General features: G+C 37.2%; 31 protein-coding genes. 20 read left to right on the top strand and 11 right to left on the bottom strand.

Features of this window, described 5'->3' with window-relative positions:
* Positions 1–59 precede the first annotated feature (59 nt).
* Positions 60–443, top strand: a complete 384-nt coding sequence (locus MOC86_RS19350; RefSeq protein ID WP_268585619.1) for an OsmC family protein — start codon at positions 60–62, stop codon at positions 441–443.
* Between the two features lie 29 nt (positions 444–472).
* Here MOC86_RS19350 and MOC86_RS19345 read toward each other — a convergent pair whose 3' ends face one another.
* Positions 473–883 (bottom strand): pyridoxamine 5'-phosphate oxidase family protein, encoded by a 411-nt coding sequence (locus MOC86_RS19345; RefSeq protein WP_268585618.1) that lies wholly within the window; start codon positions 881–883, stop codon positions 473–475.
* Positions 884–1,030: 147 nt separating this feature from the next.
* On the opposite strand from MOC86_RS19345, the gene cax reads away from it, so the two are divergent.
* Complete coding sequence (cax, locus tag MOC86_RS19340; RefSeq protein ID WP_268585617.1) at positions 1,031–2,089, top strand: calcium/proton exchanger; 1,059 nt, start codon at positions 1,031–1,033, stop codon at positions 2,087–2,089.
* An 82-nt stretch (positions 2,090–2,171) separates the two neighbouring features.
* Complete coding sequence (locus MOC86_RS19335; RefSeq protein ID WP_268585616.1) at positions 2,172–2,966, top strand: YfkD famly protein; 795 nt, start codon at positions 2,172–2,174, stop codon at positions 2,964–2,966.
* 27 nt (positions 2,967–2,993) lie between these two features.
* Here MOC86_RS19335 and yfkAB read toward each other — a convergent pair whose 3' ends face one another.
* Positions 2,994–4,112, bottom strand: a complete 1,119-nt coding sequence (yfkAB, locus tag MOC86_RS19330; protein ID WP_419146660.1) for a radical SAM/CxCxxxxC motif protein YfkAB — start codon at positions 4,110–4,112, stop codon at positions 2,994–2,996.
* Between the two features lie 152 nt (positions 4,113–4,264).
* Between yfkAB and MOC86_RS19325 the strand changes: the two genes are divergently transcribed.
* From MOC86_RS19325 to MOC86_RS19300, 6 genes are all read left to right on the top strand, one after another.
* Entirely contained in the window at positions 4,265–4,450 is a 186-nt protein-coding gene (locus MOC86_RS19325) for an SE1561 family protein (protein ID WP_019390593.1), read from the top strand.
* Positions 4,451–4,530: 80 nt separating this feature from the next.
* Complete coding sequence (gene pdaA / locus MOC86_RS19320; RefSeq protein ID WP_268585614.1) at positions 4,531–5,310, top strand: delta-lactam-biosynthetic de-N-acetylase; 780 nt, start codon at positions 4,531–4,533, stop codon at positions 5,308–5,310.
* A 78-nt stretch (positions 5,311–5,388) separates the two neighbouring features.
* A complete protein-coding gene (locus MOC86_RS19315) occupies positions 5,389–6,252 on the top strand; it encodes a DNA-3-methyladenine glycosylase family protein (RefSeq protein ID WP_268585613.1) in 864 nt (287 codons plus the stop codon).
* Between the two features lie 54 nt (positions 6,253–6,306).
* Positions 6,307–7,668, top strand: coding sequence for a 23S rRNA (uracil(1939)-C(5))-methyltransferase RlmD (rlmD, locus tag MOC86_RS19310; RefSeq protein WP_268585710.1), 1,362 nt, complete (start codon positions 6,307–6,309; stop codon positions 7,666–7,668).
* 95 nt (positions 7,669–7,763) lie between these two features.
* Positions 7,764–8,468, top strand: a complete 705-nt coding sequence (locus MOC86_RS19305; protein WP_268585612.1) for a VCBS repeat-containing protein — start codon at positions 7,764–7,766, stop codon at positions 8,466–8,468.
* A 285-nt stretch (positions 8,469–8,753) separates the two neighbouring features.
* Positions 8,754–9,893, top strand: a complete 1,140-nt coding sequence (locus MOC86_RS19300) for a DEAD/DEAH box helicase (protein ID WP_268585611.1) — start codon at positions 8,754–8,756, stop codon at positions 9,891–9,893.
* 232 nt (positions 9,894–10,125) lie between these two features.
* Here the strand turns inward: MOC86_RS19300 and MOC86_RS19295 are convergent, their stop codons facing one another.
* The 5 genes from MOC86_RS19295 to MOC86_RS19275 form a co-directional block, all read right to left on the bottom strand.
* On the bottom strand, positions 10,126–10,293 hold the full coding sequence (locus MOC86_RS19295) for a YfhD family protein (RefSeq protein WP_019390599.1): 168 nt from the start codon (positions 10,291–10,293) through the stop codon (positions 10,126–10,128).
* An 89-nt stretch (positions 10,294–10,382) separates the two neighbouring features.
* Positions 10,383–10,511, bottom strand: a complete 129-nt coding sequence (locus tag MOC86_RS19290) for a YfhE family protein (RefSeq protein ID WP_074842868.1) — start codon at positions 10,509–10,511, stop codon at positions 10,383–10,385.
* Between the two features lie 168 nt (positions 10,512–10,679).
* Entirely contained in the window at positions 10,680–11,231 is a 552-nt protein-coding gene (locus MOC86_RS19285; protein WP_019390601.1) for a GNAT family N-acetyltransferase, read from the bottom strand.
* A gap of 308 nt (positions 11,232–11,539) precedes the next feature.
* On the bottom strand, positions 11,540–12,667 hold the full coding sequence (locus MOC86_RS19280; RefSeq protein WP_268585609.1) for an amidohydrolase: 1,128 nt from the start codon (positions 12,665–12,667) through the stop codon (positions 11,540–11,542).
* A gap of 72 nt (positions 12,668–12,739) precedes the next feature.
* The gene (locus MOC86_RS19275; protein WP_268585607.1) at positions 12,740–13,642 is read right to left on the bottom strand and encodes a TIGR01777 family oxidoreductase; all 903 of its coding nucleotides are present in this window, start codon (positions 13,640–13,642) and stop codon (positions 12,740–12,742) included.
* 54 nt (positions 13,643–13,696) lie between these two features.
* Between MOC86_RS19275 and recX the strand changes: the two genes are divergently transcribed.
* Complete coding sequence (gene recX, locus MOC86_RS19270; RefSeq protein ID WP_268585606.1) at positions 13,697–14,512, top strand: recombination regulator RecX; 816 nt, start codon at positions 13,697–13,699, stop codon at positions 14,510–14,512.
* 152 nt (positions 14,513–14,664) lie between these two features.
* Positions 14,665–14,988: a YfhH family protein gene (locus tag MOC86_RS19265; protein WP_268585604.1), complete on the top strand. Its 324-nt coding sequence runs from the start codon at positions 14,665–14,667 to the stop codon at positions 14,986–14,988.
* A gap of 40 nt (positions 14,989–15,028) precedes the next feature.
* On the opposite strand, the gene MOC86_RS19260 is transcribed toward MOC86_RS19265, so the two are convergent.
* A complete protein-coding gene (locus MOC86_RS19260; protein WP_268585603.1) occupies positions 15,029–15,193 on the bottom strand; it encodes a YpzG family protein in 165 nt (54 codons plus the stop codon).
* A 33-nt stretch (positions 15,194–15,226) separates the two neighbouring features.
* Complete coding sequence (locus tag MOC86_RS19255) at positions 15,227–15,385, bottom strand: small, acid-soluble spore protein K (RefSeq protein ID WP_019390607.1); 159 nt, start codon at positions 15,383–15,385, stop codon at positions 15,227–15,229.
* Between the two features lie 126 nt (positions 15,386–15,511).
* On the opposite strand from MOC86_RS19255, the gene MOC86_RS19250 reads away from it, so the two are divergent.
* Positions 15,512–15,781 (top strand): YfhJ family protein, encoded by a 270-nt coding sequence (locus MOC86_RS19250; RefSeq protein WP_019390608.1) that lies wholly within the window; start codon positions 15,512–15,514, stop codon positions 15,779–15,781.
* 24 nt (positions 15,782–15,805) lie between these two features.
* On the opposite strand, the gene MOC86_RS19245 is transcribed toward MOC86_RS19250, so the two are convergent.
* Entirely contained in the window at positions 15,806–16,786 is a 981-nt protein-coding gene (locus MOC86_RS19245; protein WP_268585602.1) for a metal-dependent hydrolase, read from the bottom strand.
* Positions 16,787–17,138: 352 nt separating this feature from the next.
* Between MOC86_RS19245 and mutY the strand changes: the two genes are divergently transcribed.
* Positions 17,139–18,236, top strand: a complete 1,098-nt coding sequence (mutY, locus tag MOC86_RS19240) for an A/G-specific adenine glycosylase (RefSeq protein ID WP_268585601.1) — start codon at positions 17,139–17,141, stop codon at positions 18,234–18,236.
* A gap of 32 nt (positions 18,237–18,268) precedes the next feature.
* Here mutY and MOC86_RS19235 read toward each other — a convergent pair whose 3' ends face one another.
* Positions 18,269–18,493 carry a hypothetical protein gene (locus MOC86_RS19235; protein ID WP_124051563.1) on the bottom strand — a complete coding sequence of 75 codons (225 nt, stop codon included), beginning with the start codon at positions 18,491–18,493 and terminating at the stop codon, positions 18,269–18,271.
* A gap of 152 nt (positions 18,494–18,645) precedes the next feature.
* Between MOC86_RS19235 and fabL the strand changes: the two genes are divergently transcribed.
* From fabL to MOC86_RS19200, 7 genes are all read left to right on the top strand, one after another.
* Positions 18,646–19,395: an enoyl-[acyl-carrier-protein] reductase FabL gene (gene fabL / locus MOC86_RS19230; RefSeq protein WP_019390612.1), complete on the top strand. Its 750-nt coding sequence runs from the start codon at positions 18,646–18,648 to the stop codon at positions 19,393–19,395.
* Positions 19,396–19,463: 68 nt separating this feature from the next.
* Complete coding sequence (locus tag MOC86_RS19225) at positions 19,464–19,646, top strand: gamma-type small acid-soluble spore protein (RefSeq protein ID WP_268585600.1); 183 nt, start codon at positions 19,464–19,466, stop codon at positions 19,644–19,646.
* Between the two features lie 183 nt (positions 19,647–19,829).
* Entirely contained in the window at positions 19,830–20,093 is a 264-nt protein-coding gene (locus MOC86_RS19220; protein WP_040060651.1) for a YgaB family protein, read from the top strand.
* A gap of 225 nt (positions 20,094–20,318) precedes the next feature.
* Complete coding sequence (locus tag MOC86_RS19215; RefSeq protein WP_268585599.1) at positions 20,319–20,858, top strand: DUF402 domain-containing protein; 540 nt, start codon at positions 20,319–20,321, stop codon at positions 20,856–20,858.
* A 48-nt stretch (positions 20,859–20,906) separates the two neighbouring features.
* Entirely contained in the window at positions 20,907–22,649 is a 1,743-nt protein-coding gene (locus MOC86_RS19210; protein ID WP_268585598.1) for an ABC transporter ATP-binding protein, read from the top strand.
* A 148-nt stretch (positions 22,650–22,797) separates the two neighbouring features.
* On the top strand, positions 22,798–23,808 hold the full coding sequence (locus MOC86_RS19205; RefSeq protein WP_268585597.1) for an ABC transporter ATP-binding protein: 1,011 nt from the start codon (positions 22,798–22,800) through the stop codon (positions 23,806–23,808).
* On the top strand, positions 23,783–24,751 hold the full coding sequence (locus MOC86_RS19200) for an ABC transporter ATP-binding protein (RefSeq protein WP_268585596.1): 969 nt from the start codon (positions 23,783–23,785) through the stop codon (positions 24,749–24,751). The genes MOC86_RS19205 and MOC86_RS19200 overlap by 26 nt, the downstream gene beginning before the upstream one ends.
* Positions 24,752–24,763: the final 12 nt, after the last annotated feature.

The following is a 24,763-nucleotide window of genomic DNA, read 5'->3' as shown; positions in this document are numbered from 1 at the left end:
TTTTCCGCTCATTGTATGAAGCTGTCAGCCGTGATATAAGGGAGAAAAGAGGTGAAGAAATGGAGTTACAAAAAAGTGAAGGGTGTTTTAGTACAGAAAAGGAACATAACAGATTATATATATCAGGGAGTAATAAAAGAACGTTTTCTCCCTCAGAACTCATGATTGCATCAATTGCTTCGTGCAGTGGAGAAGTTTTACTCTCTACGTTAGAAAGAAAAGGGATAGCTATAACAGATATGAAAATAGAAACAAAGGAAAAGAGAAGTACTGGTCTTATCAAACGTCTTGAACATGTTCATCTTCATTATTTGTTAAGAGGTACTGCCTTAAAAGAAGAAGAAATTAAAAGATTTATCCAATTATCTAAAAAAGTATGTCCGATGATTCAATCTGTGCAAGGAAGTATAAGCATTACTGAAAGCTTTTCAATTTATAAATAAAGAGGTGCTCATATTGAGCACCTCTTTATTTATAGAACTTGAGCTTTATTTCCAGGTTTTTCGTAGTAATAAATCTTTTTTGGTGTCAGTTGAAGAAGAAGATAGTTTGGATCCTCTAGACTATTAATCCATTCCTTCAACTGTTCGTTCCAAAATTTTTCTTTTAATGCTTTTGTTTCTTCAACTGTTGCTTCTGCTTCAATTTCAACATATGGACTATTCCATGAATCTTCTTTTCTTAGCAGAATATGAACATGGGGATTTTTCTCAATATCCTCTGCTTTATGAGTTTCTTCGTTTGTTGCTGTATAAAGTACAAGCTCTTCATGGAAAAACATCATAAAGCGAGAGAATGGTTGATCGTTCCGAATCGTTGCTAGCGTTCCTACTTTATAATTGTTTAGGATAGACAATACATGTTCTTTCAAAGCTTCACTCATCGTAAATAAGCCTTCTTTTCGTCTTTAATTTTCCTAGTTTTCACTGTTTTAAACACACTTCCTAAAATCTTCTTCATAATAAGTGAAAGATTAGTTCAAAATAACGTAGATATATGAAGTGAAAAGCTATGAAGGGAGGCAGTTTGTTTGATTAATAAAGTCTTTCTTATTATTACAATTATTGGGGTTCCGCTCTCAGTTATTGGTCATCTTCTACATTTTTCTCCACTTGTTATGTTTGGAGTATATTGTTTGACAATTATTGCTCTAGCAAGCTATATGGGGAGGGCAACAGAAAGTCTTGCAATTGTAACAGGCCCACGAATTGGAGGGCTTTTAAATGCGACATTTGGAAATGCTGTTGAATTAATTATTTCAATTTTCTCCTTAAAAGCTGGACTTGTCACAATAGTACTAGCATCGTTAACGGGATCTGTGTTAGGAAATCTTTTACTCGTTGGCGGTCTTTCTTTTTTTGTTGGGGGACTGAAATTTAAAAGACAGACGTTTAATGTCTATGATGCGCGTCACAATTCAGGATTGCTTGTTTTCTCTGTTATGGTCGCTTTTGTTATTCCAGAAGTATTTTCAAAAGGCATGTCAGAGCAAAATGCTATTAGTCTTAGCATTGGGACTTCTATCATCCTCATTTTTCTTTATCTTGCTGCTCTTTTGTTTCGTCTTGTCACACACAGAGGCGTTTATACACAAGAAGAGCAAAACGTTACTCATGAAGAGGAAACAGCAGAATGGACGGCAAAACGAGCATTTGTAATCCTCGCATTAGCAACAATTGCTGTTGCTTATATTTCAGAAAGTCTTGTGGAGACATTTAAAATTGTTGGAGAAAGTTTTGGATGGAGCGAGTTATTCATTGGAGTAATTATCGTAGCTATTGTAGGGAATGCAGCTGAACATATTTCTGCTGTTCTTATGGCTTATAAAAATCGAATGGACGTTGCTGTTGAAATTGCGATTGGTTCAACACTTCAAGTTGCTATGTTTGTAGCTCCAGTGCTTGTATTATTATCTCTCTTGTTTCAAGAGTCAATGCCTTTAGTTTTTTCTTATCCAGAGCTCATCGCTATGTTTTCCGCAGTGTTTTTAACCGTAATTGTATCAAACGATGGAGATACGAATTGGTTTGAAGGAGCTATGTTATTGGGTGCGTATGTAATTATTGGAATTGGTTTCTATTTATTTTAAGAAAGAATGTTACGGATAAAAAAATAGGGATAAGAAAAAACTACGAACAAAGGAATTTCTTATTGTTGAAAGGAGTGTTAGAATGCTTCGTAAAGTAGTGTTAAGCTTTCTTATTTTTCTACTTGTATTTGGAGGAGTTTCCTCAATTTCTGCTGAAGGAAAGAAAAAAGGAAGCAGTGGCGTTGAAATTCCAGGGGCTACGTTAAACATTGGGAAAGAGAACACGTATCCTAATTCAAACCATGATTCTCCTTCTTTACAGCCTAGTGAGCTTACAAAAGAGCTTATCGAAACATCAAATGTTAAGATTGAAAGTCCAGACCTTATTCGCATGTTAAACGAGTCTTCTATTTCTTCTAATCCTCTTTCACTTGGTTTCAAGGCAACGGTCTATTTAGGGGAATGGGCACTGAACTATCAGTCAGATGAAACAAATACGAACTGGGAGTATCAGAATATTAATACGAACCGTTACGATAACCGAGGAGTTGAAAGTCCTGCTAAAATGTATTACAGACAAGAACAGCAAAAGCAAGTTAAAGGTGGATTAACAGCTGACATCCCAAACGGGGACGAAGTAAAAAAGATGATGCTTTTAAAAGCGCAAGAAAAAACAAAGCTCCCTCTTGCTTTTACGACAATTGTTGGGGCAGGAACGAAAAAAGAAAGAGAATATACGGTACCAGCAAAGAAATTTGCTCAGCTTCACTCATATGTTCCCGCTGTAAGTGAAAAGGGGAAAGTCACATATGGGGAAGTGTATCTTGTTATTAAAGGAACGAAGCGAACAATTGTCGTGAAGAATGTTACATCACAAGGAATTGGAGCTTGGATCCCTGTTCAAGATCACTTATCTTTTATGTATCATGTTTCATAAAAAAAGGTGCTCAGTTGAGCACCTTTTTTATAGGTTGGAAGACAGTTTTGTAAAATCTGTATCTTTGTAATAAGAATCACGTACTAAAATATTTGGTCCAAGACATTTCACCGCTGGACAGTGACAGCTTATTTCTTTTGAGATATTAGAATTTTGCCATGTTTGGAAAGCATCTAGAAGTTTTGTGTCCTGAATATTTCCAAGTGCTGGCGTATCTCCGAAATCTGTGACGATAATATCTCCAGAAAAAATGCTGACGTTTAGTCGTGAACGGCCATCAGGATCGTTTCGAACTGTAACATTTTTAGCACTATGAAGACGTTTTAAAAGTGATAAATCTTCTTCATTTGAGCTACAAGGATAAAAAGGAAGCGTTCCAAACAGCATCCATACATTTTCATCTCGAACGTCTAACAAATCGTGAATCGCTTTTCTCATGTCTTTTAGAGAAAGGGTTTCAAGAGCACTTGCAAAGTCACTCGGATACATGGGGTGAACTTCGTGTCGGCCACACTTCATTTCGTTAACAATTTGATGGTGAATATCTTTCATGTATGGTAGCGTTCGCTTGTTTAACATAGTTTCCGCAGAAACCATAACACCTGCTTTTGCAAGGGCTCGACTATTCTCAATCATTTTCTCAAAATATTTTGCACGCTGCTTATACGTTGGTTTGCGCTCCATCATCGCAAATCCGCCTTCAACAAACTCATCCATCGTTCCCCAGTTATGAGAAATATGTAAAACGTCCAAGTATGGAATAATAAGCTCATAACGAGATAAATCTAACGTTAAGTTCGAATTGATTTGCGTGCGCACACCACGCTCGTGTGCATACTTTAATAGCGGTACAACGTAATTTTTTACAGATGAAAGAGAAAGCATTGGCTCTCCACCTGTAATGCTAATAGAACGAAGATGAGGAATTTCCTCTAGTCGCTGAATTAACAAATCTAATGGAAGAGCTGGATCATCTTTTGGTTGTAATGTGTAACCAACAGCACAGTGTTCACAGCGCATATTACAAAGAGTAGTTGTTGTAAACTCGACGTTTGTTAATGTTGGTTTACCAAACTCCTCGGTATCTAAATAAGCTTCCCACGGGTCGTACTGTGGGGTTATCGGTTTTAAAACCGTTTGTTTCATCATAAAAACTCCTTTAAAAAGAGAACCTGTCTCTCACATTATTTCATCAAACTAAATAAAGGGCACTAACGATTATTATGGAATTATCCGCTTTTAGTTGTCAATGCTGAAATCATTCGCTACCATTAAGAATGTGAAGGGAGAGTGTGAAAATGGGCAATGCAATTCACGATAAAGAAGCGCAGCTTCAGTATTTAAGAACCCGTCTTGATATGTTTATGCACGTACTGGACTCTTTAGAGGCAGAAAATGCTGACATTGAAGATATTGACCGCCTTATTGGCATGATGGACGACCTTCAGCTAAAGTGTGAACAGTTCAAAAAAGACTGGAAGTAAAAGCAGTCAAATAATGGTGTGCATGAACTTGCTGACTCAAAGTCCAAACTAACAGTAAATGACTGAAAGGGGACTAGGGGATGCGTTATTTTCTTCTCGTGCTATGCATGATGTTAGCATTGCCAATGAGTATCTCAGCAAGTTCTTCGAACACACCTTACAACTGGGGATTTGCGAAAAACAAAGATCATGTAAAACCTGAAGTTGGAAAGCAGTATGAAGAAATGTTGAAAAGGCAAAAGTCTTTTTACGTTGGTAAAGACAAAAATGTCTATCTAACTTTTGATAACGGTTATGAAAATGGATATACATCAGGTGTTTTAGATGTTTTGAAAAAACAGAATGTCACAGCAACGTTTTTTGTGACAGGTCAGTTTCTAGAGAGTGAGCCTTCACTTGTAAAGCGAATGGCGAAAGAAGGCCATATTGTTGGAAACCATTCTTGGCATCATCCAGATTTTACACAAGTAAGTGATGAACGATTAAAAAAAGAGCTTAAATGTGTAAAAGATGAATATACAAAACTCACTAGAAAAAAAGAGATGCGCTATTTAAGACCACCAAGAGGGGTTTTTAGTGAGCGTGTTTTAGAAGTAGCTCGTAATGAAGGATATACGACAGTTTTTTGGTCTGTTGCATTTGTGGACTGGAAAACAGATCAGCAAAAAGGATGGCGTTATGCATACGATAATATTATGGAACAAATCCATCCAGGGGCTGTCATTTTGCTTCATACGGTGTCAAAAGACAATGCTGAAGCACTTGAGCGTGCCATCATTGATTTGAAAAAGCAAGGCTATAAATTCAAATCTTTAGATCATTTAGTAAATGAAAAGCAAAAGGAGAAGTCTGCTGACTAAGCAGGCTTTTCCTATTTGCGTTTTAGCCCCTAGTTCGTTTACTATTATAAGGTTGACAAAAAGGAGGGGGGAAGGGAAATGAGAATAGAAAAGAAATTAAAATCCCCATATGATTTTACCCACGTTTTTACCCGTCTTTCTCTGGATTCTTTACACAACATTGATCATGACTACAAAGGGATGAAAGTACCATTACGGATTCATAATATCCCTACTGTTGTTTATATAAAAAGTACTGGAACTGTCGAAGAGCCTTCGTGTGTTATCTATAGTGAAGATTCTCTAGATGAAAAAGCAGTTATGGAAGAGCTCTCACGCATTTTTCAGTTTGATCGAGACTTACAAAAAGTAGAAGATCATTTTAAAGAAACAAGTCTAGCGCCACTTTTTAAAAAGTTTCGCGGATCTCCGCTTGTTTGTGAATTTAACCTTTATGGATGTTTAGTGAAAAATATTATTCATCAGCAAGTAAGTATGAAAGTTGCAGATCTTTTAACAGCTCGCTTTGTAAGAACATTCGGGACAATGATAGACGAAGTTTTTGTCTACCCAGAGCCAGAAGCAATTGTTGCTCGCTCTATTGAAGAACTCCGTGAAATTGGATTAAGCGAGCGTAAAGCAGAATATATTCTTGGTGTCTCTAGGGAGATTGTTTCAGGAACTTTGTCTCTGGAAGCTTTACAAGAGCTTCCTGATGAAGAGGTTGTTAAAACTTTAGTTGAAATTCGCGGTATTGGTCCGTGGACAGCGCAAAATTTCTTAATGGCGGGATGTGGACGAGAAAACTTATTTCCGAAAGCAGATCTTGGCTTACAGACCGCTGTTGCTAAGCTTTTTAACTTAGAAAAGCGGCCAACCCTTTTACAAATGGATGAACTTAGTGAGGGGTGGGCTCCATATTTAAGTTATGCAAGCTTGTATTTATGGAAAAGTATTGAATAACATTAAAGGAGGTGCAACCTTTTGAAGACAAATCAGAAGAGAGAAAAGGTTGAGATGAAAGTAAAAGTTGGACAACATGTTCCACTTACAATCAAAAGACTCGGCATTAATGGAGAAGGTGTTGGGTATTTTAAAAAGCAAGTCGTGTTTGTTCCAGGGGCGCTTCCAAATGAGGAAGTTATCGCGGAAATTACGAATGTAAAACATAAATTTGCCGAAGGACGTGTGAAACGCATACGCAAAATGTCTGACGAACGTGTCAAAGCTCCATGTCCAATTTATGAAAAATGTGGCGGCTGTCAGCTTCAGCATTTAAGCTATGAAGGGCAGTTGAAAGCCAAACGAGACATTGTTGTTCAGGCATTTGAACGTCATGGTAATGTACGCAATTTAGAGAAAAAGCTTGAACAAACAATTGGAATGGAAGAGCCATGGAAGTATCGCAACAAAGCTCAGTTCCAAGTAGGACTGTTAAAAGGAAAAGTAATCGCAGGTCTTTACGGGGCAAATTCGCATCGTCTTATTAATATTAACGAGTGTATTGTACAGCGTCCTGAAACAACGAAAGTGATTAACAATGTAAAACAAATTCTTCAAGATTTGAAAATTTCGATTTATGATGAACGTAAACGTAAGGGGCTTGTTCGTACAATAGTGACTCGTATTGGAGTTTCAACAGGAGAAGTACAGCTTGTTCTTATTACTTCTCAAGAAGAGCTTCCTAAAAAAGATCTTCTTATTCAAGAAGTGAAAAAGCGCCTTCCAGAAGTGAAATCCATTATGCAAAATGTGAACGGTCAAAAAACGTCACTGATTTTTGGAGATAAGACATTTACGTTAGACGGAAAAGAAACCATTGAGGAAGTACTTGGCGACTTGTCTTTTGACTTATCAGCTCGTGCTTTCTTCCAGTTGAATCCAACGCAAACTGTTAAACTTTATAACGAAGTGAAAAAAGAAGCTGATTTAACAGGAAAAGAAAAAATTGTAGATGCTTACTGTGGCGTCGGAACGATTGGTCTTTGGCTTGCTGATGAAGCAGGTGAAATCCGCGGCATGGACGTTATTGAAGATTCCATCGTCGACGCTAATAAAAATGCCAAAGCAAAAGGCTATGACAATGCTCATTATGTAGTTGGAAAAGCTGAGTATTGGATGCCGAAATGGGTAAAAGAAGGTTGGAAACCAGATGTCGTTGTTGTCGATCCCCCTCGCACAGGGTGTGATGAAAAACTTCTAAAAACCATTTTAGACGTCAAGCCGAAAAAAGTCGTATACGTTTCATGTAATCCATCAACTCTTGCTAAAGATGTTAAGATATTAACAAAACTCTATAAAGTAGAGCGCATTCAGCCTGTGGACATGTTTCCTCAAACAGCACACGTCGAAAGTGTGACAACACTGAGCTTGAAATAGCAAAGGGAATAAGATATTTCTTGTTCCCTTTTTTAGTCGCAACATCTCTTTTTCGCCCATATACTGATACAAAATGATTTGAAAAGGAGAAGACTATGCACTATTTTAGACAACATCTAAGCACTGTAGCCTTTACAACAGGAGATGTCACAGGAGATAAGGTGCCAGATTATATCTCGTTAGTCGGGGAGAAGACGGCTGATAGTCCCTTTATTCAGCATCTTCGTCTCCTTGTGAAAGATGGTAGAACAGGAAAGATAGTAAGCGTACCATTAACAGAAGATGAGGGATATGGTCCATCATTATTTGTGGGAGATGTTACAGGAGATAAAATAGCTGATATTTTAGTAAGCATTGATTCAGGGGGAAGCGGTGGAATGATGTATCATAACCTCTATTCATTTGTAAACCTCACACCTCGGCTAATTTTTGATTCAAATGTATATAATGACTACTATAAGTATGAAGTCACGTATAAAAACGATAAAAAAGTAGAGGTCATAAGCGAGCGGAATCAGAAAAAATACATCATTGATATTTCGACAAGAGATAAGCAATATTTAGACGAGATATATAATAGTGATGGAACATTAAAAGAGCCCATGAGTGGGTTTGTCAATCCAATTAGTGGATTGTATCCTGTGGACTTCGATCGAGATGGCGTGTATGAGCTTTTAGCTTATCAGCGAATTGCGGGTCGCTATAATGCAGATGCTTTAGGATATGTATTAAATACGCTAAAGTGGAGAAACCAAACGTTCTTCTTGCAAGGTCAACAAGTTGCTATTTTCGGGTCGTAAAGCAAAAGATAGAGGAATAAGCTTATTTTTACCTGAGCCTATTTCCTTTATCGTCTTTTTTTTGCTAGGTGTAGAAGGGAGCACAAAGCATTCTTTTTGTACAACCTATTACATATTCTCGTACCTAAAAGGGAAAGAAAACGACTGTTGATTATTTCCCTTTTGTATATCTCCTGTTACTATAGAAAAGGGTTAAGAAACTATAGACTTATTATTGAACGAAAAGAGCAAGAAATAAATTTACCAATAGATGAAAAACTTAGATTGTAAATAAAGGAGAATTTCATGAAAGACCAAGAATTTTTATCATCATTTCAGCCGTTTTTGCAAGAAAAGTGGGAAGAAGCAGGATTTGAAGCACCAACAGGCATTCAAAAGAAGGCTATCCCTGCAATTCTAGAGGGTGGAGACGTTATTGCAAAGTCCCCAACTGGAACAGGAAAAACACTTGCTTACCTACTTCCTTTAATTGAGAAGATTGATCCAAGCAAGCCACATATTCAAGCTGTTGTCCTCGCTTCCTCACAAGAGTTAGTTATGCAAATTTTTGAAGAAGCTCAAAAGTGGACAAAAGGAAGTGATGTGAAAGTTGGCTCATTTATTGGAGGAGCTAACGTAAAACGTCAAGTTGAGAAATTGAAGAAAAACCGTCCACATATTGCATTTGGAACACCTGGCCGTGTTAATGAACTAATTAAAATGAAGAAGTTCAAGATGCATGAAGTGAAGACAATTGTCATTGATGAAGGGGACCAACTTCTTATTCCAGAACACATTAGTACTGTTCAGGATATTATCAAATCTTCGCTAAGTGAACGTCAAGTCTTATTGTTTTCAGCAACGTTAGCAGGAAAATCAGAGCAGCTTGCAGATGACTTAATGAGCGGAGAGCCACACATCTTTAAAATTGAGCGTGATGAGCTTACAGCGGCAAAAGTAGAACATATTTATTTTGTTTGTGAAGGGCGAGAAAAGCTTGATGTGCTACGTAAGTTTCTTCATGCTGAGAAAGTGAAAGCACTTGGGTTTGTACGTGATATCGGGAATCTTGTTGTTGCTGCTGAAAAGTTAGATTATAAAGGCATTTCGCTTGGTGTTTTGCATAGTGAAGCGAAAAAAGAAGAACGTGCAATAGCTCTAAAAATGCTTCGTAAAGGAGACATTCCTCTTTTATTAGCAACAGATGTAGCTGCACGTGGGTTAGATGTAGAAGGTTTAACTCACGTGATTCATGTTGATTTTCCACAAGATGTGACTCAATATACACATCGTTCAGGTCGAACAGGACGTGGTGGAAAAGAAGGAACAGTTGTTTCTATTGTTACACAGCGTGAAGAAAGAACATTAAAGCAGTTTGCAAAAGAGATGAACGTAAGCTTAACTAAGAAAGTCCTTTCAAGAGGTAAAGTGGTAGATGCAAACTAAAAAAGAAGCCTTCAAGGCTTCTTTTTTAGTTATCCACAAGAATTTTCACTAAAAACAGCGGGTAAAGTCTGAATATTAACAACTTTATACACATTATCCACAGTTTTGTGGATGAAAAAGGTATTTTTGTCCCCATTCTTGTCCCCATTAAAAAGCTCCAAAAACAAGTAATACACAATATAATCCACAATTTTCTTAAAATTGTGGATTATATTGTGTATAAGTAGAATGACTACTGGTTTTTCTGGCGCTTATGAGAAGCAATGGAGCGTTCCTTTGCTTTTAAATCTTCTGTATCAGCTAATTCATCTGAATACTCAATATCATGACCGTCTGGTTTTACATGCTTTGGCATTTTTAATTTTTCTTTATAATAGTTCTCTTGTTCTTTATCTTTCATAAAAAATTCTCCTTTCTTAACGTAGAAATAGTGCGTTTCAACAAATAGTTTGCGTTAAGAAAGGACAACATATGTGTGAAGAAATAAGATTATTTTGAGCGTTTTGGTGTAAAGCCGCCTGCTCGATCTGCCATTTTAAATTCATGTGAGTATGTTACTTGCTGTGAACTTGAAAGTGTATTTCTTGATAAGCGATCATGTTTCTTTTTTTCTGCCATAGAAGATCCCTCCAAACTGTTATAGTTTTAGTTTATCCATTTTCAATATCTTTAAACGAAAGGAAAGATAGGATGATTCGGACCATTTTAATGATTATCGGGATAATCGTTGTCATTAGTATTATTATGAATTTATTCTAAACAAACAAGCAGTCATTTGACTGCTTGTTATGCCTCTTTTGCTTGCTGTTCTTCGTCTTGTTGACGTAAGCGATAAAGAGTGTAGAGATCTTTTGGAATAGCAAAAAGGTGATACGTATCTTCTTTTTCATTAATTTCATCATATAAGCTTTTATAAAGTTCATTTGCATTAATAACGTATGGAAGTTTTTCAGCTGCTTTAATGGAACGAATATTGCTTTTTCGAATTTTCATAAAGATACGCTCCATTCCAAGCTCATAGAATAGTTCATCAAAGAAAGCATCTTTTGCTACTTGGTTATATCCTTTTCCATGATATGGTTTACCAAGCCAAGTGCCGAGAAATCCTGCTCCCTCTTCAATATCGAATAGATTAATGGTGCCAATTGGAGCACCCCATTCATCTGTAATTGTTCGTGATATAAGCTCTCCTCGTTCTTCTGCTTCAAGAAGCTGTTTTGTTATGAAAATAAATTCATCATAGGACGCCGGTTTATGACGCACAAAAGGGAAGACTTCTGGATGCACCATAAGCTCATATAAATTTTGACAATCATGTAAATCACGTTTTTTTAACATAGGGTTCCCCTCCATGCGAGGGCAGAATGATAGCATGCTAAAAAACCACCCTCGAAATTTTTTTATAAGTTTAAAAAAATTTCGGGGTGGGAATCGAACCCACTAGAACCAAGTAAAACTTGGTGGCGCACCATTTGCCTTCCCATTTCCAGAAAACAGTATTGACTAAAAAAAGTGACGACTTTTAGTAGAAATGAATATCTTTTTTTAGGCTGTGAAAAAAGATATTCAGCAAAATCTTAAGGTCGTAAATGAAAACTTCTTAGATATAATACTAAAGTTTTTTGTAAAAAGGAATAGGCAAAATGTTAATTTTTTTTAAAGAAAATTTCTCCACCAATCATTGTTAAAAAAGGCTTTGCTAAGTAATGGAAGGGATGATAATTCCACAGAACAAGATCTGCATCTTTTCCTTTTTCAATGCTGCCAACTTTATTATCGATGCCTAAGTTTCGAGCAGGGAAAATAGTAATACCTTCAAGTGCTTTTTGCACATCTAAACCTTCCCGAACAGCAAGGGAGGCACATATATTTAGATATTGAACAGGTGTGTAAGGGTGGTCTGTTGTAATAGAAACTTCAACATTTTGTTCTGTTAGGGCACTATAAGTTTTCCAGCTCTTATTACGGAGTTCAACTTTTGAACGGCGTGTTAATGTTGGGCCTACGGAAACTTTTAAATTTTGTCCTCCTAAGGCAGAAGTAATGAGATGCCCTTCTGTACAGTGTTCTATTCGTAAATCAAGTTCAAATTCATCAGCAAAGCGAAGAGCCGACAAAATATCATCAGCTCTATGTGCATGAATACGTACAGGAATTTCACGATTCAATGCTTTTACAAGTGGCTGGATGCGTAAGCTATCTGGGTTATCTGTATATTTTGCTTCATAGAAAGCTTCTCGCAACATTCCCATGATGCCCATTCGTGTAATTGAGTCTTTGTTTCCTTGACTGTGAATACGTTTTGGGTTTTCACCAAGCGCAATTTTTAGACCTGCTGTTTCTTTCATAAGTAAATCTGTAATGTTTTTGGCACCTGTTTTAATAACAGATGTTGTACCACCTATTACATTCATGCTTCCAGGCATAACGTGAACGGTTGTGATGCCATATTCAATTGCATCAGCGAACCCTGAATCAAGCGGATGAACGCTGTCAAATGCTCGGATATGAGGGGTTAGGGGTTCAATGGTTTCGTTCGCATCATTTCCCGCCCAACCAGTTCCTTCATCGTAAAGACCAAGATGTGTATGAACATCAATAAACCCTGGGAATAGAAACAATCCTTTACAATCGATAACTTCCATTTCTTCAGTTAACTCAATGCTTGATCTAACATCTTCAATTTTATTGCCAACAACAAGCACATCGCCTTTTGGTAACATCTCGCTTGTAATTGGAAAAACAGATGCATTTTTGAACAAGATTTTCTTCATAGTTTTAGCCCCTGTAGTTTTTTACCTATTTTACCATGATAGAAGAAAAAATAACCTTTAAAATATTGAAGATTATCTTTTCTTTAGAGTATTAAATGCTTCTCTTATTTCTTTATACGAAAACTCATAGCCGTGTTCTTCAAGTTTCTTTGGCAAGGCTTTTTGGCCTTCTAAGACGAGTATGCTCATTTCACCGAGTACACCTTTAATAGCTGGACTCGGTACTTTTAACCAGTGAGGCCTATTTAGAGATGTACCAAGCTCCATTCCGAATGTTTTCATTCGAACTGGTTGTGGGGAGGTGACATTAACAGGGCCGCTAATGTTTTCATTTATACAAAACTGGAGAATATTAACGACATCTTCAATATGCACCCATGATACCCACTGTTCTCCAGTGCCAATCGTTCCGCCAACTCCTATTTTGTACGGCATTTTCATCATTGGAAACGCACCTCCGTCATTTCCTAGCACAATGCCAAAACGGGTGAAAACTGTTCTTACTCCATATTTCTCTGCCTTTTCAGCTTCATGTTCCCACTGTTTTACTGTTTTTGCGAGAAAATCCTCTCCTTGTGAAGGAGAATCTTCCGTAAATACGGCTGTTTCAGAAGTTCCATAGTATCCAACAGCACTTCCATTTATGAGAACTTTCGGTGGCAGTTTCATTTTTTGAATCATATGAACAATTGACTTCGTCGCTGCAACCCGACTATCAAAAATAGAGCGTTTATTTTTTGCTGTCCATCTATTTTGAATGGACGCTCCAGCAAGATTTATAATAGCATCAACACCATCTAGCTCAACCTCAGGAGTTGTTCCTTTTGTGAGCCATGGAACATAATGCAAGTGAGGCGTTGTCGAAGCTTTTTCTTTATTTCGTGTTAAAATGTAAACAGCATGATGTTCGGATATGAGCTTATCAGCAAGCTTAGAACCGACAAATCCTGTTCCTCCAGCAATAGCAATTTTCATAAAATCCTCTCCTTTATAAGGGATAAAATACATTAATAAAGGCGGTGAACCGAAATGCCTATTGTTACTAAAATCACAACGCAAAAGAAGAATACTGAGCGCTATAATGTTTTTCTTGATTACGGAAAAGGTGAAGAATATGCGTTCAGCGTTGATGAATATGTACTAACAACTTTTGCAATTAGAAAAGGGCAAAACTTAACAGACGACGAAATTGCCGAAATTCAATATGAGGATCATGTTAAAAAGGCGCATAATTTAGCTCTTACCTATTTATCATACCGCATGCGTTCCGTAAAAGAAGTTCAGCGGTATTTACAAACAAAAGAAATGGGTGACGACGCAATCCGTCGTGCAATTGAGAAACTGCTTGAATATCGGTATCTTAACGATTTAGAATTTGCGAAAGCTTACGTTCGCACGCACATGCGAACAAACTCAAAGGGTCCTGGGCTTTTAAAGCAAGAGCTGATTGAAAAAGGAATTACAGGTTCTGATATTGAAGAGTCTCTTCTTGAATATGATGAAGAGCTTCAGTTTGAAAATGCCCTTAAGCTGATTGAAAAAACGAGAAAGAAAAGCCAGAAGCAGTCTGAAAAGATGATGAAGCAAAAAGCTAAAACCACCCTGCTTACAAAAGGATTCGATCTTTCTCTTATCACAAAAGCACTTCATGAAGTCTCTCTTGAGAAAGATGAAGATGAGCAGTGGGAAGTCTTAAAAAAACAAGGCGAAAAAGCTCATCGACGCTATCGTAAATATGAGGATTTTCAATACACACAGAAAATGAAAACTCATCTTTATCAAAAAGGCTTCCCACTTGAACAAATAAACAAGCTTCTTGATTATTTAGCCCAGCAAAATGACTAACTATATGTTATTTATGCGATCTTTTGCTACAATTTAAACAATAAAGAAGCCTTCAAAGCTTCTTTATATAGGAAAAAAGGTTTTGTAACCTTTACCACGTAATGATGTTATTAAAACAATCATATAAACAAGAGGGGAAGAAGGGGTCAAAGATGGAGAAAAGATATAGTGAGTACACAGAATATGAGTTAAGACAAGAAATTAGTCAGCTTGGTGAGAAAGCTCGGAAGGCAGAACAACTTGGGATTGTAAATGAGTACGCTGTATTAGAGAGAAAGATGGTTCTTGCCAAAGCCTATTTGTTAAATCCTGATCATTTCAAACCTGGGGAAGTTTATGAAATTGAAGGGGATCCTGGCCGCTATTTCAAAATTGGTTATTTGAATGGTGTTTTTGCATGGGGAGTTCGTACAGATGAACCCGATAAAGAAGAAGCGTTGCCTATTTCTCTTTTGAAACAAAGCGAAAGCATGTAAGAGCTTGTCTTACATGCTTTTAGCTTGTTCATTTAGGGAGTTATGAATGTTCTTTGCGCATTTGTTTTTCTAACACAATTAATCCTTGAGTTTGTTGAGTTTCGCCATTCACTTGTGAAGACGCATGTTTTGGACTCGACCCTGGTTGTTGAAATGGGTTTTGATAGCCTTGATTTGAAAATTGATTTTGTCTATTTTTTCCCACTGTGAGCACCTCCAGAATTATGTTTCGTTAGAGTTAATAATCCGCGCGTTCATTAGAAGCACGCATGCGTTCAGCCGGATGCGTATTAGTTGTTCCATCTGCTCGTTTTGACGCATATTCAGCTTTTGCTCGCGGTTCACCTTCAAATTTGTTATTATTTTGATTTGGGAATCCTTTTGCTTTATTTCGCATCGTGCGTTTGCCCCCTTGTTAGAAGTAACGTGCATAAAGAATATCCTTATGCATGTTTAGTATATGCTATAAGCTTAGCGCGATATGTAACCAGATATTGCCCTAGAACAGAAAGGAAATGAGGAAATGGAAGATATTTTTGAGCGTTTAACAACAATGCTGTTAGAGAAGAACGATAGCTTATCATATGCCAAAGCGCGGACGTGGATTGAGCTTTTATGGGAAGACTTTGAAGCAACATATGCTAAAGCAGGTCGGGAGTATAAAGGACAGGAGTTAACAGAGCAGATTGTAACAAACTGGATTAATCATTATGGACCGAGGCTGCACGAGTTCAAAACAAGCAATCCAAAATTCAAAGCACTAATGGATAGTGAAGATGATTTAAAACATTAAAAAGAAGTGGAAACCCACTTCTTTTTAGTTTGGTAAATAATCTAGTTTTTTACGGAGTTTCTTTTCACTAAAAATCCATCCTGTATAGGAACAGATGATATTTAAATCAAAATCAAGCTGAACAACGGCTACGAACGGATAATATCCTTTGCTTCGATAACGAAGATCAATAAAGCGTACTTCAATATGATCGCTATACTCTGCAGTCTCGAACCTGTATATAGGGGAGAATGAAAGGAATGCTGATAAGTTTTCATCTTGTTTTGCTGCTTCCATAAGCGCTGATGAAGGTTCTTCCATCCGGTCAAAAACATCATGGACTTTGATTTCTCCGTTTGTGGCATTTCCCACATAAAAGTGATTTTTAGCAATGATAGCGAGATGCCAACGATTGAAACGCATTGTTGGTGAAATAATAATCTTTTCTACATTTGGAAGTTGTTTTTTAATTTTATGACGCAAGTTAAGATTCATTGCAATTCGGATAAAATAGTAGACGATAATAACGCCAAAAACCGTAATAAAGGTTGGACCAGGACTTCCACCAATAGCCCAAATGATTATGCCAATGATATGGATAGTGAAAAAGTACGGATCAAACGTATTGATAATCCCAAGCGCTACCCATTTTTGAGAAAAGGGTCGAAATGCCTGTGTTCCATAGGCGTTGAAAATGTCGACAAAAACGTGAATAATGACTCCTATAAATGTCCACATCCATAAATCAAAAAGATGGGCATCTCGAAAAAGTAGATGCAAAATAAACGTAATAAGAAGCGGCCATAGAAGAACGGCAGGAATCGAGTGAGTAATCCCGCGATGGTTCCGGATGTATTTGGCGTTGTTTCTTAATTTTAATATCGTATCAATATCAGGAATAAGTGATCCTGCAATAGCTCCTATCATAACAGCTTCTTTCGTATCTAAATGAGAAGAAACAGTCGGATCTAGCGTTGCTAATCCTCCTAAAGCAATTCCCATAACAATATGTGTTCCAGTATCCAAAAAAAGACCTCCTAATCGTTCGGTTCTAACAGGTCATAACAAATATACGTTAGGCTAAATTCTTGTGATTCATGTTGTTATTTAAACAATTTGCTTTATTGCAAATTGGATTATGTGGATTATAACGCTTTTGAACTCTGTTCATCAAGTTTCATTGTAGCTTAGGCGTATAGGTGACAACTTATGGAAGCTTGTTACCTATAGTGTTTAACAAGAAGAAGCATTATATAGAGGGAAATATTGTAATTATTGCACGCTTTTATTATCTATATTAAACAGACAATAGAATGGAATGGGAAGAAATGAAGAATCCCTATATTCATATTTATCATAATACCTCGGAGGATAGCACATGAAACAAAGTAAAGAAATTGTAAAGGATTTTAATATAGCAAAATTTCAAGAAGATTTGATTGGTTGGTTTACAGCAGAGCAGCGTGATTTACCGTGGCGCCAAGATAAAGATCCGTACAAAGTGTGGGTATCTGAAATTATGCTTCAACAAACAAGGGTTGATACTGTTATTCCTTATTTTAATAATTTTATAAGTAAATTTCCAACACTTGAACATTTGGCTGATGCTGATGAAGAAGACGTATTAAAAGCATGGGAGGGGCTTGGCTATTATTCCAGAGCGCGCAATCTTCAGCATGCGGTTAGGGAAGTGCGCGACGAGTATGGTGGCATTGTGCCTGAAACAAAAGACGAAGTGTCTAAGCTAAAAGGAGTTGGACCATATACAACAGGAGCTATTTTAAGCATTGCCTACGGCGTCCCAGAACCTGCTGTTGATGGAAACGTAATGCGTGTTCTTTCCCGTATTTTGTTCGTATGGGAAGACATTGCGAAGCCAAAAACACGCAAGCTTTTTGATGAACTTGTTTATGCCATAATTTCGCATGAGAACCCCTCTTTTTTTAATCAAGGATTGATGGAACTTGGAGCTCTTATTTGCACACCAAAGTCTCCAGCCTGTTTACTTTGTCCTGTTCAGGAACATTGCAGGGCATTTGAAGAAGGCACACAAAAAGAATTACCAGTTAAGACAAGTAAGAAATCTGTAAAAGCTGTGGAACTTGCAGCAGCAGTGTTAACAGATGAAAGTAGGAAAGTTCTTATTCATAAAAGGTCAAGTAAAGGACTGCTTGCAAATTTATGGGAATTTCCAAATGTTGAAATTCAGAAAGCTCTTTCTAAGGAAGAGGAATTAACAGCATTCTTAACAGAAAAATTTGGGGTGAAAGCTGAAATAGGACAGCCTTTTACAACAATTAGTCACGTTTTTTCACATCTTACATGGCATATTACAGTCTACGAAGGAAAGATTAGAGGGAAAGTAGAAGAGAGCGAAACCCTCAAACTTCTTACATGGGAAGAAGCAGAGCAATACGCTTTTCCTGTTTCACATCAGAAAATGAAGAAGGCATTTAAGGAACGCCAACAAGATTAAACCCTACCCGAGCTTTCTCGGATAGGGAAGTATTAGTCATACACTATTTCAGTTCCATGCGTATAGTCGCCTTCTCTGCGATGAAGGCCACCGCGATTTTGGATTTCATTCATAATTTGACGATGAATCGTTTGTCCTTCACTATTAAGATAGGGCATAATTTGTTGAAGAGAGTGATGAAAGTAAGCAAGTTCGCTGTCTTTCCACTCCTCTTTCCCTATCATTGAAAGAGCAGTCATATCGCGTCCAACATACATAATGGGCGTCCCTCCATACACGTGTCGTGAAATTTATGAGCCTTGTGCGTGCTCGTTTTATTTTTACAACAATGCTTGTGTCTTATACACGGTAAGCATTACAATAAAATAGCAAATTAAGATGATTAATGAATTTAAAATGAGGTGTCATGATGGAAAATAAAGTAGCTTTAATAACAGGAAGTAGTCGTGGAATTGGCAGAGCTACAGCATTACGTTTAGCAAAGGAAGGGTATGACATTGTTGTTAACTATGCACGTAGCAAAAGCGCAGCCCTTGAACTAGCCGCTGAAATTGAAAGCATTGGACAGCGTGCATTAGTTGTGAAAGCAAACGTTGGAAAAGTGGAGAAAATTAAGGAAATGTTTGCTGAAATTGATCACACTTTTGGCCGTCTTGACGTTTTTGTAAGCAATGCAGCATCAGGTGTTCTTCGTCCAATTATGGAAGTTGAGGAAACGCATTGGAACTGGACAATGGATATTAATAGCAAAGGTTATTTATTCTGTGCTCAAGAAGCGGCAAAAAGAATGGAAAAAACGGGCGGAGGTAAAATTGTTACTATTAGCTCGCTTGGTTCTATGCGCTACTTAGAGAACTACACGACAGTTGGAGTTTCAAAAGCAGCTGTTGAAGCTTTAACACGTTACTTAGCTGTTGAGCTTGCACCGAAGAATATTCAAGTTAACACAGTTTCAGGTGGTGCTGTAGATACGGAAGCATTAAAGCATTTTCCAAACCGTGAAGAGCTTTTAAATGATGCAAGAGAAAATACACCTGCAGGACGTATGGTTGAAATGGATGACATCGTAAATACAGTTATGTTCCTTTTATCTGAAGGAGCAAGCATGATTTGTGGACAAACAATCATTGTTGATGGTGGTCGTTCACTGCTTGTGTAAAAAAATAAATTAATTTGAATAGTTCTTTTACCTTCGGGACATATTAATTTTCGTGGAGGTGAAAGACAATGGCAAAGAAAAACCAAAACCAAAACCAAACAGCAGCTGGTACTAACATTCAAAAAGTAAAACAACAAAATGCTCAAGCTAACCAAGGCCAATATGGCACTGAGTATGCTGCTGAAACTGATGTACAACAAGTGAAGCAACAAAACGCTCAAGCTAACAAAAACAAAAACCAAAACAGCTAATTTGTAAGTTCAAAAGACACTTCCTTCATTCGGATAGGAAGTGTCTTTTTCTGTGACAAAACTTGTCTAAATTTTACATATATCGGCAAAGGGAAAAGTATGTTAATCAAGAATTAAACTAGTGAAGTAAGTCGCAGAACGTGAAGCATCTACCCATACTAATGATAAAGTGGAGGGAAACGCGTGCAAAAATTTGATCAGTTAGTTGTGAAGCAAATGAAGACAATGGATGAGCTGTTGTTTATTCAATCAGAAATAGAACGTTGCCAAGAGATTGAAAGAGAGCTTTTAGTGCTTCAAGAAGAAACAAAATTAAATTCTTTGCAAGAAGAGATTTCAATCATGAAACAACAGCTGAAGGATATTCAGACAACGTTTCAAAACCAAACTGCATCAATTATCGAAACGTATGAAAAAGAAGCGGTAGAAGAACCGCTTTTTAAATAGGTAAAAAGGGGGCGTCTGGAGTGAATTGTTTGCTCTAGGCACCCCCTTTTGTTTTAATTTGTTCTCCAAAAAGTTATAATGGTAAAGAGCCTATGTAGTTACGAACGAATAATTGTAGTTATTAGACAAGGTAGACGAAAAGTGGACAAGGGAGAACTCCAAAGCAGTACATAAAAGATTCATAAACAAACGAGAAGAGTTCTAAAATAGAAAGAAGGGGAAAAAATGATTCAACCAGCGGAAGGAGAGCCAATTGAAATCCAAAGCTATAAGCATGATGGCCATATCCATCGCATTTGGGATGAAACGATGATTTTAAAAGGTACCCAAACGCTTATGATTGGTGGCAATGATAGAACGGTTGTAACGGAATCTGATGGTCGGAAATGGGTGACACGAGAACCTGCAATTTGCTATTTTCATTCTCAGCATTGGTTCAATGTGATTGGCATGATTAGAGAAGACGGTATCTACTACTATTGCAATATTAGCTCGCCATTCATTTTAGAAGAAGGTGCATTAAAGTACATTGATTATGATTTAGATATTAAGGTGTTTCCTGATATGACCTATACAATTCTTGATGAAGATGAATATGAAGAGCATCGGAAGAAGATGAATTATCCACTTGTCATTGATCGAATTTTAAAATATAACCTAGAAAATTTACAAAACTGGATTCGACAAAGAAAAGGACCGTTTGCACCAGACTTTATTGATATGTGGTATGAAAGGTATTTAACATATCGAAGACCGCACATTTAACCTGTTCCCTTTCTGGCAGGTTTTTTCTATATATGAGGGGGGCCTTGTTTGAGTAGCATAAAAAGATACTTTGTATTTGTAAAACCATACAAATGGAAAATTGTTGCAACAATTATTATTGGTCTTGTTAAATTCTCTTTTCCTCTTATTATCCCGCTTATTTTAAAATACGTTGTTGATAATATTTTAGGAGGGAATACTCTTTCAGACAGTGAAAAATTAACAAGACTCTTTTACTTAATGGGATTTATGTTTGTTATATTTGGCCTTCTTCGTCCTCCTGTTGAATATTATCGTCAATATTACGCACAGTGGGTGGCTAACAAAATTTTATACGATATTCGGCGAAAGCTTTTTGATCATATTCAACGTCTAAGCATGCGTTTTTACGCAAATACGAGAGTTGGAGAAGTGATTTCAAGAGTAATCAATGATGTGGAGCAAACGAAAACCTTTGTTATTACAGGACTTATGAACGTTTGGCTTGATACAGCAACTATTTTTATTGCAATTGCTATCATGTTTACAATGAATGTGAAATTAACTATTGTATCGATTATCTTATTTCCAGTCTATGCTTTCACCGTTAAATACTTTTACGGCAGGCTGCGTCATTTAACACGCGTCAGATCTCAAGCTCTTGCAGAAGTGCAAGGTCATCTCCACGAAAGAGTGCAAGGAATATCGCTTATCAGGAGTTTTTCAGCTGAAGAACATGAGGAAAAAGAATTCGATAAACATAACGGTAATTTTTTAAAACGAGCTGTTGATCATACAAGTTGGAATGCCAAAACATTTGCAGTTATTAATACAGTAACAGATCTTGCCCCTTTATTAGTAATTGGTTATGCAGGTTATTATGCTATAAAAGGCGGCTTAAGTGTGGGAACGATGGTTGCCTTTGTTACATATATTGATCGTCTCTATAGCCCATTACGCCGGCTTGTTAACGCTTCAACAACTTTAACTCAAGCAATTGCTTCAATGGATCGTGTTTTTGAATTTATGGATGAAAAGTACGATATTGAAGATAAGCCAGACGCAAAAGAATGTAAGAATATTAAAGGAAGAGTAACTTTTGAAAATGTCTCTTTTTCTTATGAAGATGAAGAAGTGCTTCATAACATTTCTCTGGATGTGCCAAGTGGAAAATCAACTGCATTTGTTGGAATGAGCGGAGGAGGAAAATCCACAATTATTAGTTTAATTCCTCGCTTTTACGATGTAAGTAAAGGGGTTTTGCGCATTGATGGAGAGGATATTCGTTCTTTCAAAGTACGAAGCTTGCGCGATCAAATAGGAATTGTTATGCAGGACAATGTTTTATTTAGTGATTCTATTCGTGCCAACATTGCTTTTGGAAACCCAGAAGCAAGTGAAGCGGAAATTATCGAATCCGCTAAAGCAGCAAATGCTCATGACTTTATTTTAGAACTTCCTGAAGGATATGATACAAAAGTGGGAGAACGAGGTGTCAAGCTTTCAGGCGGTCAGAAACAACGTATTGCGATTGCTCGCGTATTTTTGAAAAACCCACCAATTCTTATTTTTGACGAAGCAACTTCTGCACTTGATTTGGAAAGTGAACACATTATTCAAGAAGCCGTTGAAAAGTTAGCAAAAAATCGTACGACATTCATTGTTGCTCACAGATTATCTACGATTACACATGTAGACGAAATTGTTCTTGTAGAAAATGGAAAAATTAAAGAGAGAGGATCACATGAGGAGCTAATGAAGAAAAAAGGAAGTTACTATAGTCTCTTTAGTGTGCAACAACTAGATGGATAAAAATGTCGAAAACTTATTTAAGTTTTCGACATTTTTTTACACCTACTTAAAAACTTTTGTATTATAATTTTCTCAACTGTAATTTTCTGATAAGTCAGAAAATTACAGTTGAGGATGGTTTCTAAATTATTATATAAGGAGTGAGGCTGTGGAATCAGAAAAAGTGATTGATGTACAGAACTTGCGCATCTCTTTTAAAACAGAAGATGGCAGGGTGCCAGCAGTTGATGGTATTACGTTTCATATTAAAAAAGGCGAGATTTTAGGAGTAGTAGGCGAATCAGGTTGTGGTAAAAGTATTACATCTCTATCGCTTATGAAACTTGTCCCTGAGCCCCCAGGTATTGTTGAAGCAGATTCTATGCTGTTCAATGAGATCAACCTTATGAACCTCTCAGAAAAGCAAATGCGAGAAATACGAGGAGACGACATTTCAATGATTTTTCAAGAGCCTATGACGTCCCTTAACCCTCTTTTTACAATTGGCTCACAGCTCACTGAAGCAATACGCATACATAGAAAGTGGAGTAAGAAGCAAGCGAAAGAGCGGGTTTTGGACATGCTGAAGCTTGTTGGTCTGCCTCGAGTTGAAGAGCTTATAAAAAACTATCCACATCAGCTTTCTGGAGGAATGAGACAGCGTGTAATGATTGCGATGGCTCTTTTATGTGATCCGAAGTTACTTATTGCAGATGAGCCAACAACAGCTCTTGATGTAACCATTCAAGCCCAAATTCTTCAGTTAATGAAAGAATTAAATGAAGAATTAAATACAGCAATTATGCTTATCACTCACGACCTTGGAGTTGTTGCTGAAGTGTGTGATCGGGTCATGGTTATGTATGCGGGAAAAATTATTGAAGAAACAGACGTTCTTACCCTTTTTAAAAATCCAAAACATCCGTACACAAGGGGCCTCATTAAATCTGTTCCTGATAAAAGAATAAAGAAAGATCGGTTGTATTCTATTCCTGGTAATGTTCCTAAGCCAGGATCTATTAAACAAGGTTGCCATTTTGCTAGTCGGTGTGAATTTGTAACAGAGCGATGTCTTATCGAAACCCCACCTATTTATCGTCTTAAAAACTATCATAAAGTACGCTGTTTCTTACATGAAGAGGAGGGGGTTAGAGATGAGCAAAGCATTGCTACAAGTTAATGGTCTCAAAAAGTACTTTCTAAATAGAGAAGGAATATTAGGAAGAAAGGTTGGCAATGTAAAAGCAGTTGATGATTTAAGGTTTGAGGTATATGAAGGTGAAACCCTTGGGATTGTAGGAGAAAGTGGATGTGGGAAATCAACGATGGGCAGATTATTGCTGCGCTTAATTGAGCCAACAGAAGGTAGTGTTACCTTTCAAGGAAAAGAGGTTACAAATCTCTCTAAAAAAGCTGTTCGCTCACTGAGAAGAGATATGCAGATGGTTTTTCAAGATCCATTTGCTTCGTTAAATCCCCGCCATAACGTTGAGAAAATTTTAGAAGAACCGCTTATTGTTCATGGAATTGGTTCAAAAAAAGAGCGGAAGAAAAAAGTACAAGAGATGCTTGAAATAGTAGGTCTCAGCGCGTATCATAGCAAGCGCTATCCGCACCAATTTAGCGGCGGCCAAAGACAAAGAATAGGAATTGCCAGAGCTTTAATGACGAACCCTCGTCTTATTGTTGCAGATGAACCTGTTTCAGCACTCGACGTTTCTATTCAATCGCAAGTGTTAAATCTGATGGAGCATTTACAAAAAGAATTTGGACTTACATACATCTTTATTTCTCACGACCTTGGCGTTGTTCGTCATATTAGTGACAGAGTTGGAGTGATGTATTTAGGTCAACTTGTAGAGCTTACAGACAGTGAACGTCTTTATGAGAAAGCTTTTCACCCTTACACAGAAGCGTTGCTATCTGCTGTTCCTGTTCCAGATCCAGAAGCCAAAAAAGAGCAAGTTGTTTTAAATGGAGATTTACCAAGAGCATCTGATGCCCCTGTTGGCTGTGCTTTTCATACGCGCTGTCCTAAATGTATGGATATTTGTAAAGAAAAGCGTCCAATTTTTAGGGAAGTAGAAGAAAAACATTATGTAGCCTGTCATTTGTATGAATGAATATAACGGAAT

The organism is Priestia endophytica, from assembly GCF_026790145.1.
GTDB lineage: Bacteria > Bacillota > Bacilli > Bacillales > Bacillaceae_H > Bacillus_I > Bacillus_I endophytica_A.
This window is presented reverse-complemented; position numbering and strand designations above follow the sequence as displayed.

What these genes read in the sequence shown, in the direction of transcription:
- MOC86_RS19315 (WP_268585613.1), top strand. Translation starts at nt 5,389, where the DNA reads ATGAGAATAGAAAAGAAATTAAAATCCCCATATGATTTTACCCACGTT.
- MOC86_RS19285 (WP_019390601.1), bottom strand. Translation starts at nt 11,231, where the DNA reads ATGTTAAAAAAACGTGATTTACATGATTGTCAAAATTTATATGAGCTT.
- yfkAB (WP_419146660.1), bottom strand. Translation starts at nt 4,112, where the DNA reads ATGAAACAAACGGTTTTAAAACCGATAACCCCACAGTACGACCCGTGG.
- MOC86_RS19215 (WP_268585599.1), top strand. Translation starts at nt 20,319, where the DNA reads ATGATTCAACCAGCGGAAGGAGAGCCAATTGAAATCCAAAGCTATAAG.
- MOC86_RS19335 (WP_268585616.1), top strand. Translation starts at nt 2,172, where the DNA reads ATGCTTCGTAAAGTAGTGTTAAGCTTTCTTATTTTTCTACTTGTATTT.
- rlmD (WP_268585710.1), top strand. Translation starts at nt 6,307, where the DNA reads ATGAAAGTAAAAGTTGGACAACATGTTCCACTTACAATCAAAAGACTC.
- MOC86_RS19265 (WP_268585604.1), top strand. Translation starts at nt 14,665, where the DNA reads ATGGAGAAAAGATATAGTGAGTACACAGAATATGAGTTAAGACAAGAA.
- MOC86_RS19305 (WP_268585612.1), top strand. Translation starts at nt 7,764, where the DNA reads ATGCACTATTTTAGACAACATCTAAGCACTGTAGCCTTTACAACAGGA.
- pdaA (WP_268585614.1), top strand. Translation starts at nt 4,531, where the DNA reads ATGCGTTATTTTCTTCTCGTGCTATGCATGATGTTAGCATTGCCAATG.
- MOC86_RS19290 (WP_074842868.1), bottom strand. Translation starts at nt 10,511, where the DNA reads ATGGCAGAAAAAAAGAAACATGATCGCTTATCAAGAAATACACTTTCA.
- MOC86_RS19350 (WP_268585619.1), top strand. Translation starts at nt 60, where the DNA reads ATGGAGTTACAAAAAAGTGAAGGGTGTTTTAGTACAGAAAAGGAACAT.
- MOC86_RS19280 (WP_268585609.1), bottom strand. Translation starts at nt 12,667, where the DNA reads ATGAAGAAAATCTTGTTCAAAAATGCATCTGTTTTTCCAATTACAAGC.
- MOC86_RS19225 (WP_268585600.1), top strand. Translation starts at nt 19,464, where the DNA reads ATGGCAAAGAAAAACCAAAACCAAAACCAAACAGCAGCTGGTACTAAC.
- MOC86_RS19325 (WP_019390593.1), top strand. Translation starts at nt 4,265, where the DNA reads ATGGGCAATGCAATTCACGATAAAGAAGCGCAGCTTCAGTATTTAAGA.
- mutY (WP_268585601.1), top strand. Translation starts at nt 17,139, where the DNA reads ATGAAACAAAGTAAAGAAATTGTAAAGGATTTTAATATAGCAAAATTT.
- MOC86_RS19250 (WP_019390608.1), top strand. Translation starts at nt 15,512, where the DNA reads ATGGAAGATATTTTTGAGCGTTTAACAACAATGCTGTTAGAGAAGAAC.
- fabL (WP_019390612.1), top strand. Translation starts at nt 18,646, where the DNA reads ATGGAAAATAAAGTAGCTTTAATAACAGGAAGTAGTCGTGGAATTGGC.
- MOC86_RS19345 (WP_268585618.1), bottom strand. Translation starts at nt 883, where the DNA reads ATGAGTGAAGCTTTGAAAGAACATGTATTGTCTATCCTAAACAATTAT.
- MOC86_RS19275 (WP_268585607.1), bottom strand. Translation starts at nt 13,642, where the DNA reads ATGAAAATTGCTATTGCTGGAGGAACAGGATTTGTCGGTTCTAAGCTT.
- recX (WP_268585606.1), top strand. Translation starts at nt 13,697, where the DNA reads ATGCCTATTGTTACTAAAATCACAACGCAAAAGAAGAATACTGAGCGC.
- MOC86_RS19295 (WP_019390599.1), bottom strand. Translation starts at nt 10,293, where the DNA reads ATGAAAGATAAAGAACAAGAGAACTATTATAAAGAAAAATTAAAAATG.
- MOC86_RS19200 (WP_268585596.1), top strand. Translation starts at nt 23,783, where the DNA reads ATGAGCAAAGCATTGCTACAAGTTAATGGTCTCAAAAAGTACTTTCTA.
- MOC86_RS19255 (WP_019390607.1), bottom strand. Translation starts at nt 15,385, where the DNA reads ATGCGAAATAAAGCAAAAGGATTCCCAAATCAAAATAATAACAAATTT.
- MOC86_RS19235 (WP_124051563.1), bottom strand. Translation starts at nt 18,493, where the DNA reads ATGTATGTTGGACGCGATATGACTGCTCTTTCAATGATAGGGAAAGAG.
- MOC86_RS19300 (WP_268585611.1), top strand. Translation starts at nt 8,754, where the DNA reads ATGAAAGACCAAGAATTTTTATCATCATTTCAGCCGTTTTTGCAAGAA.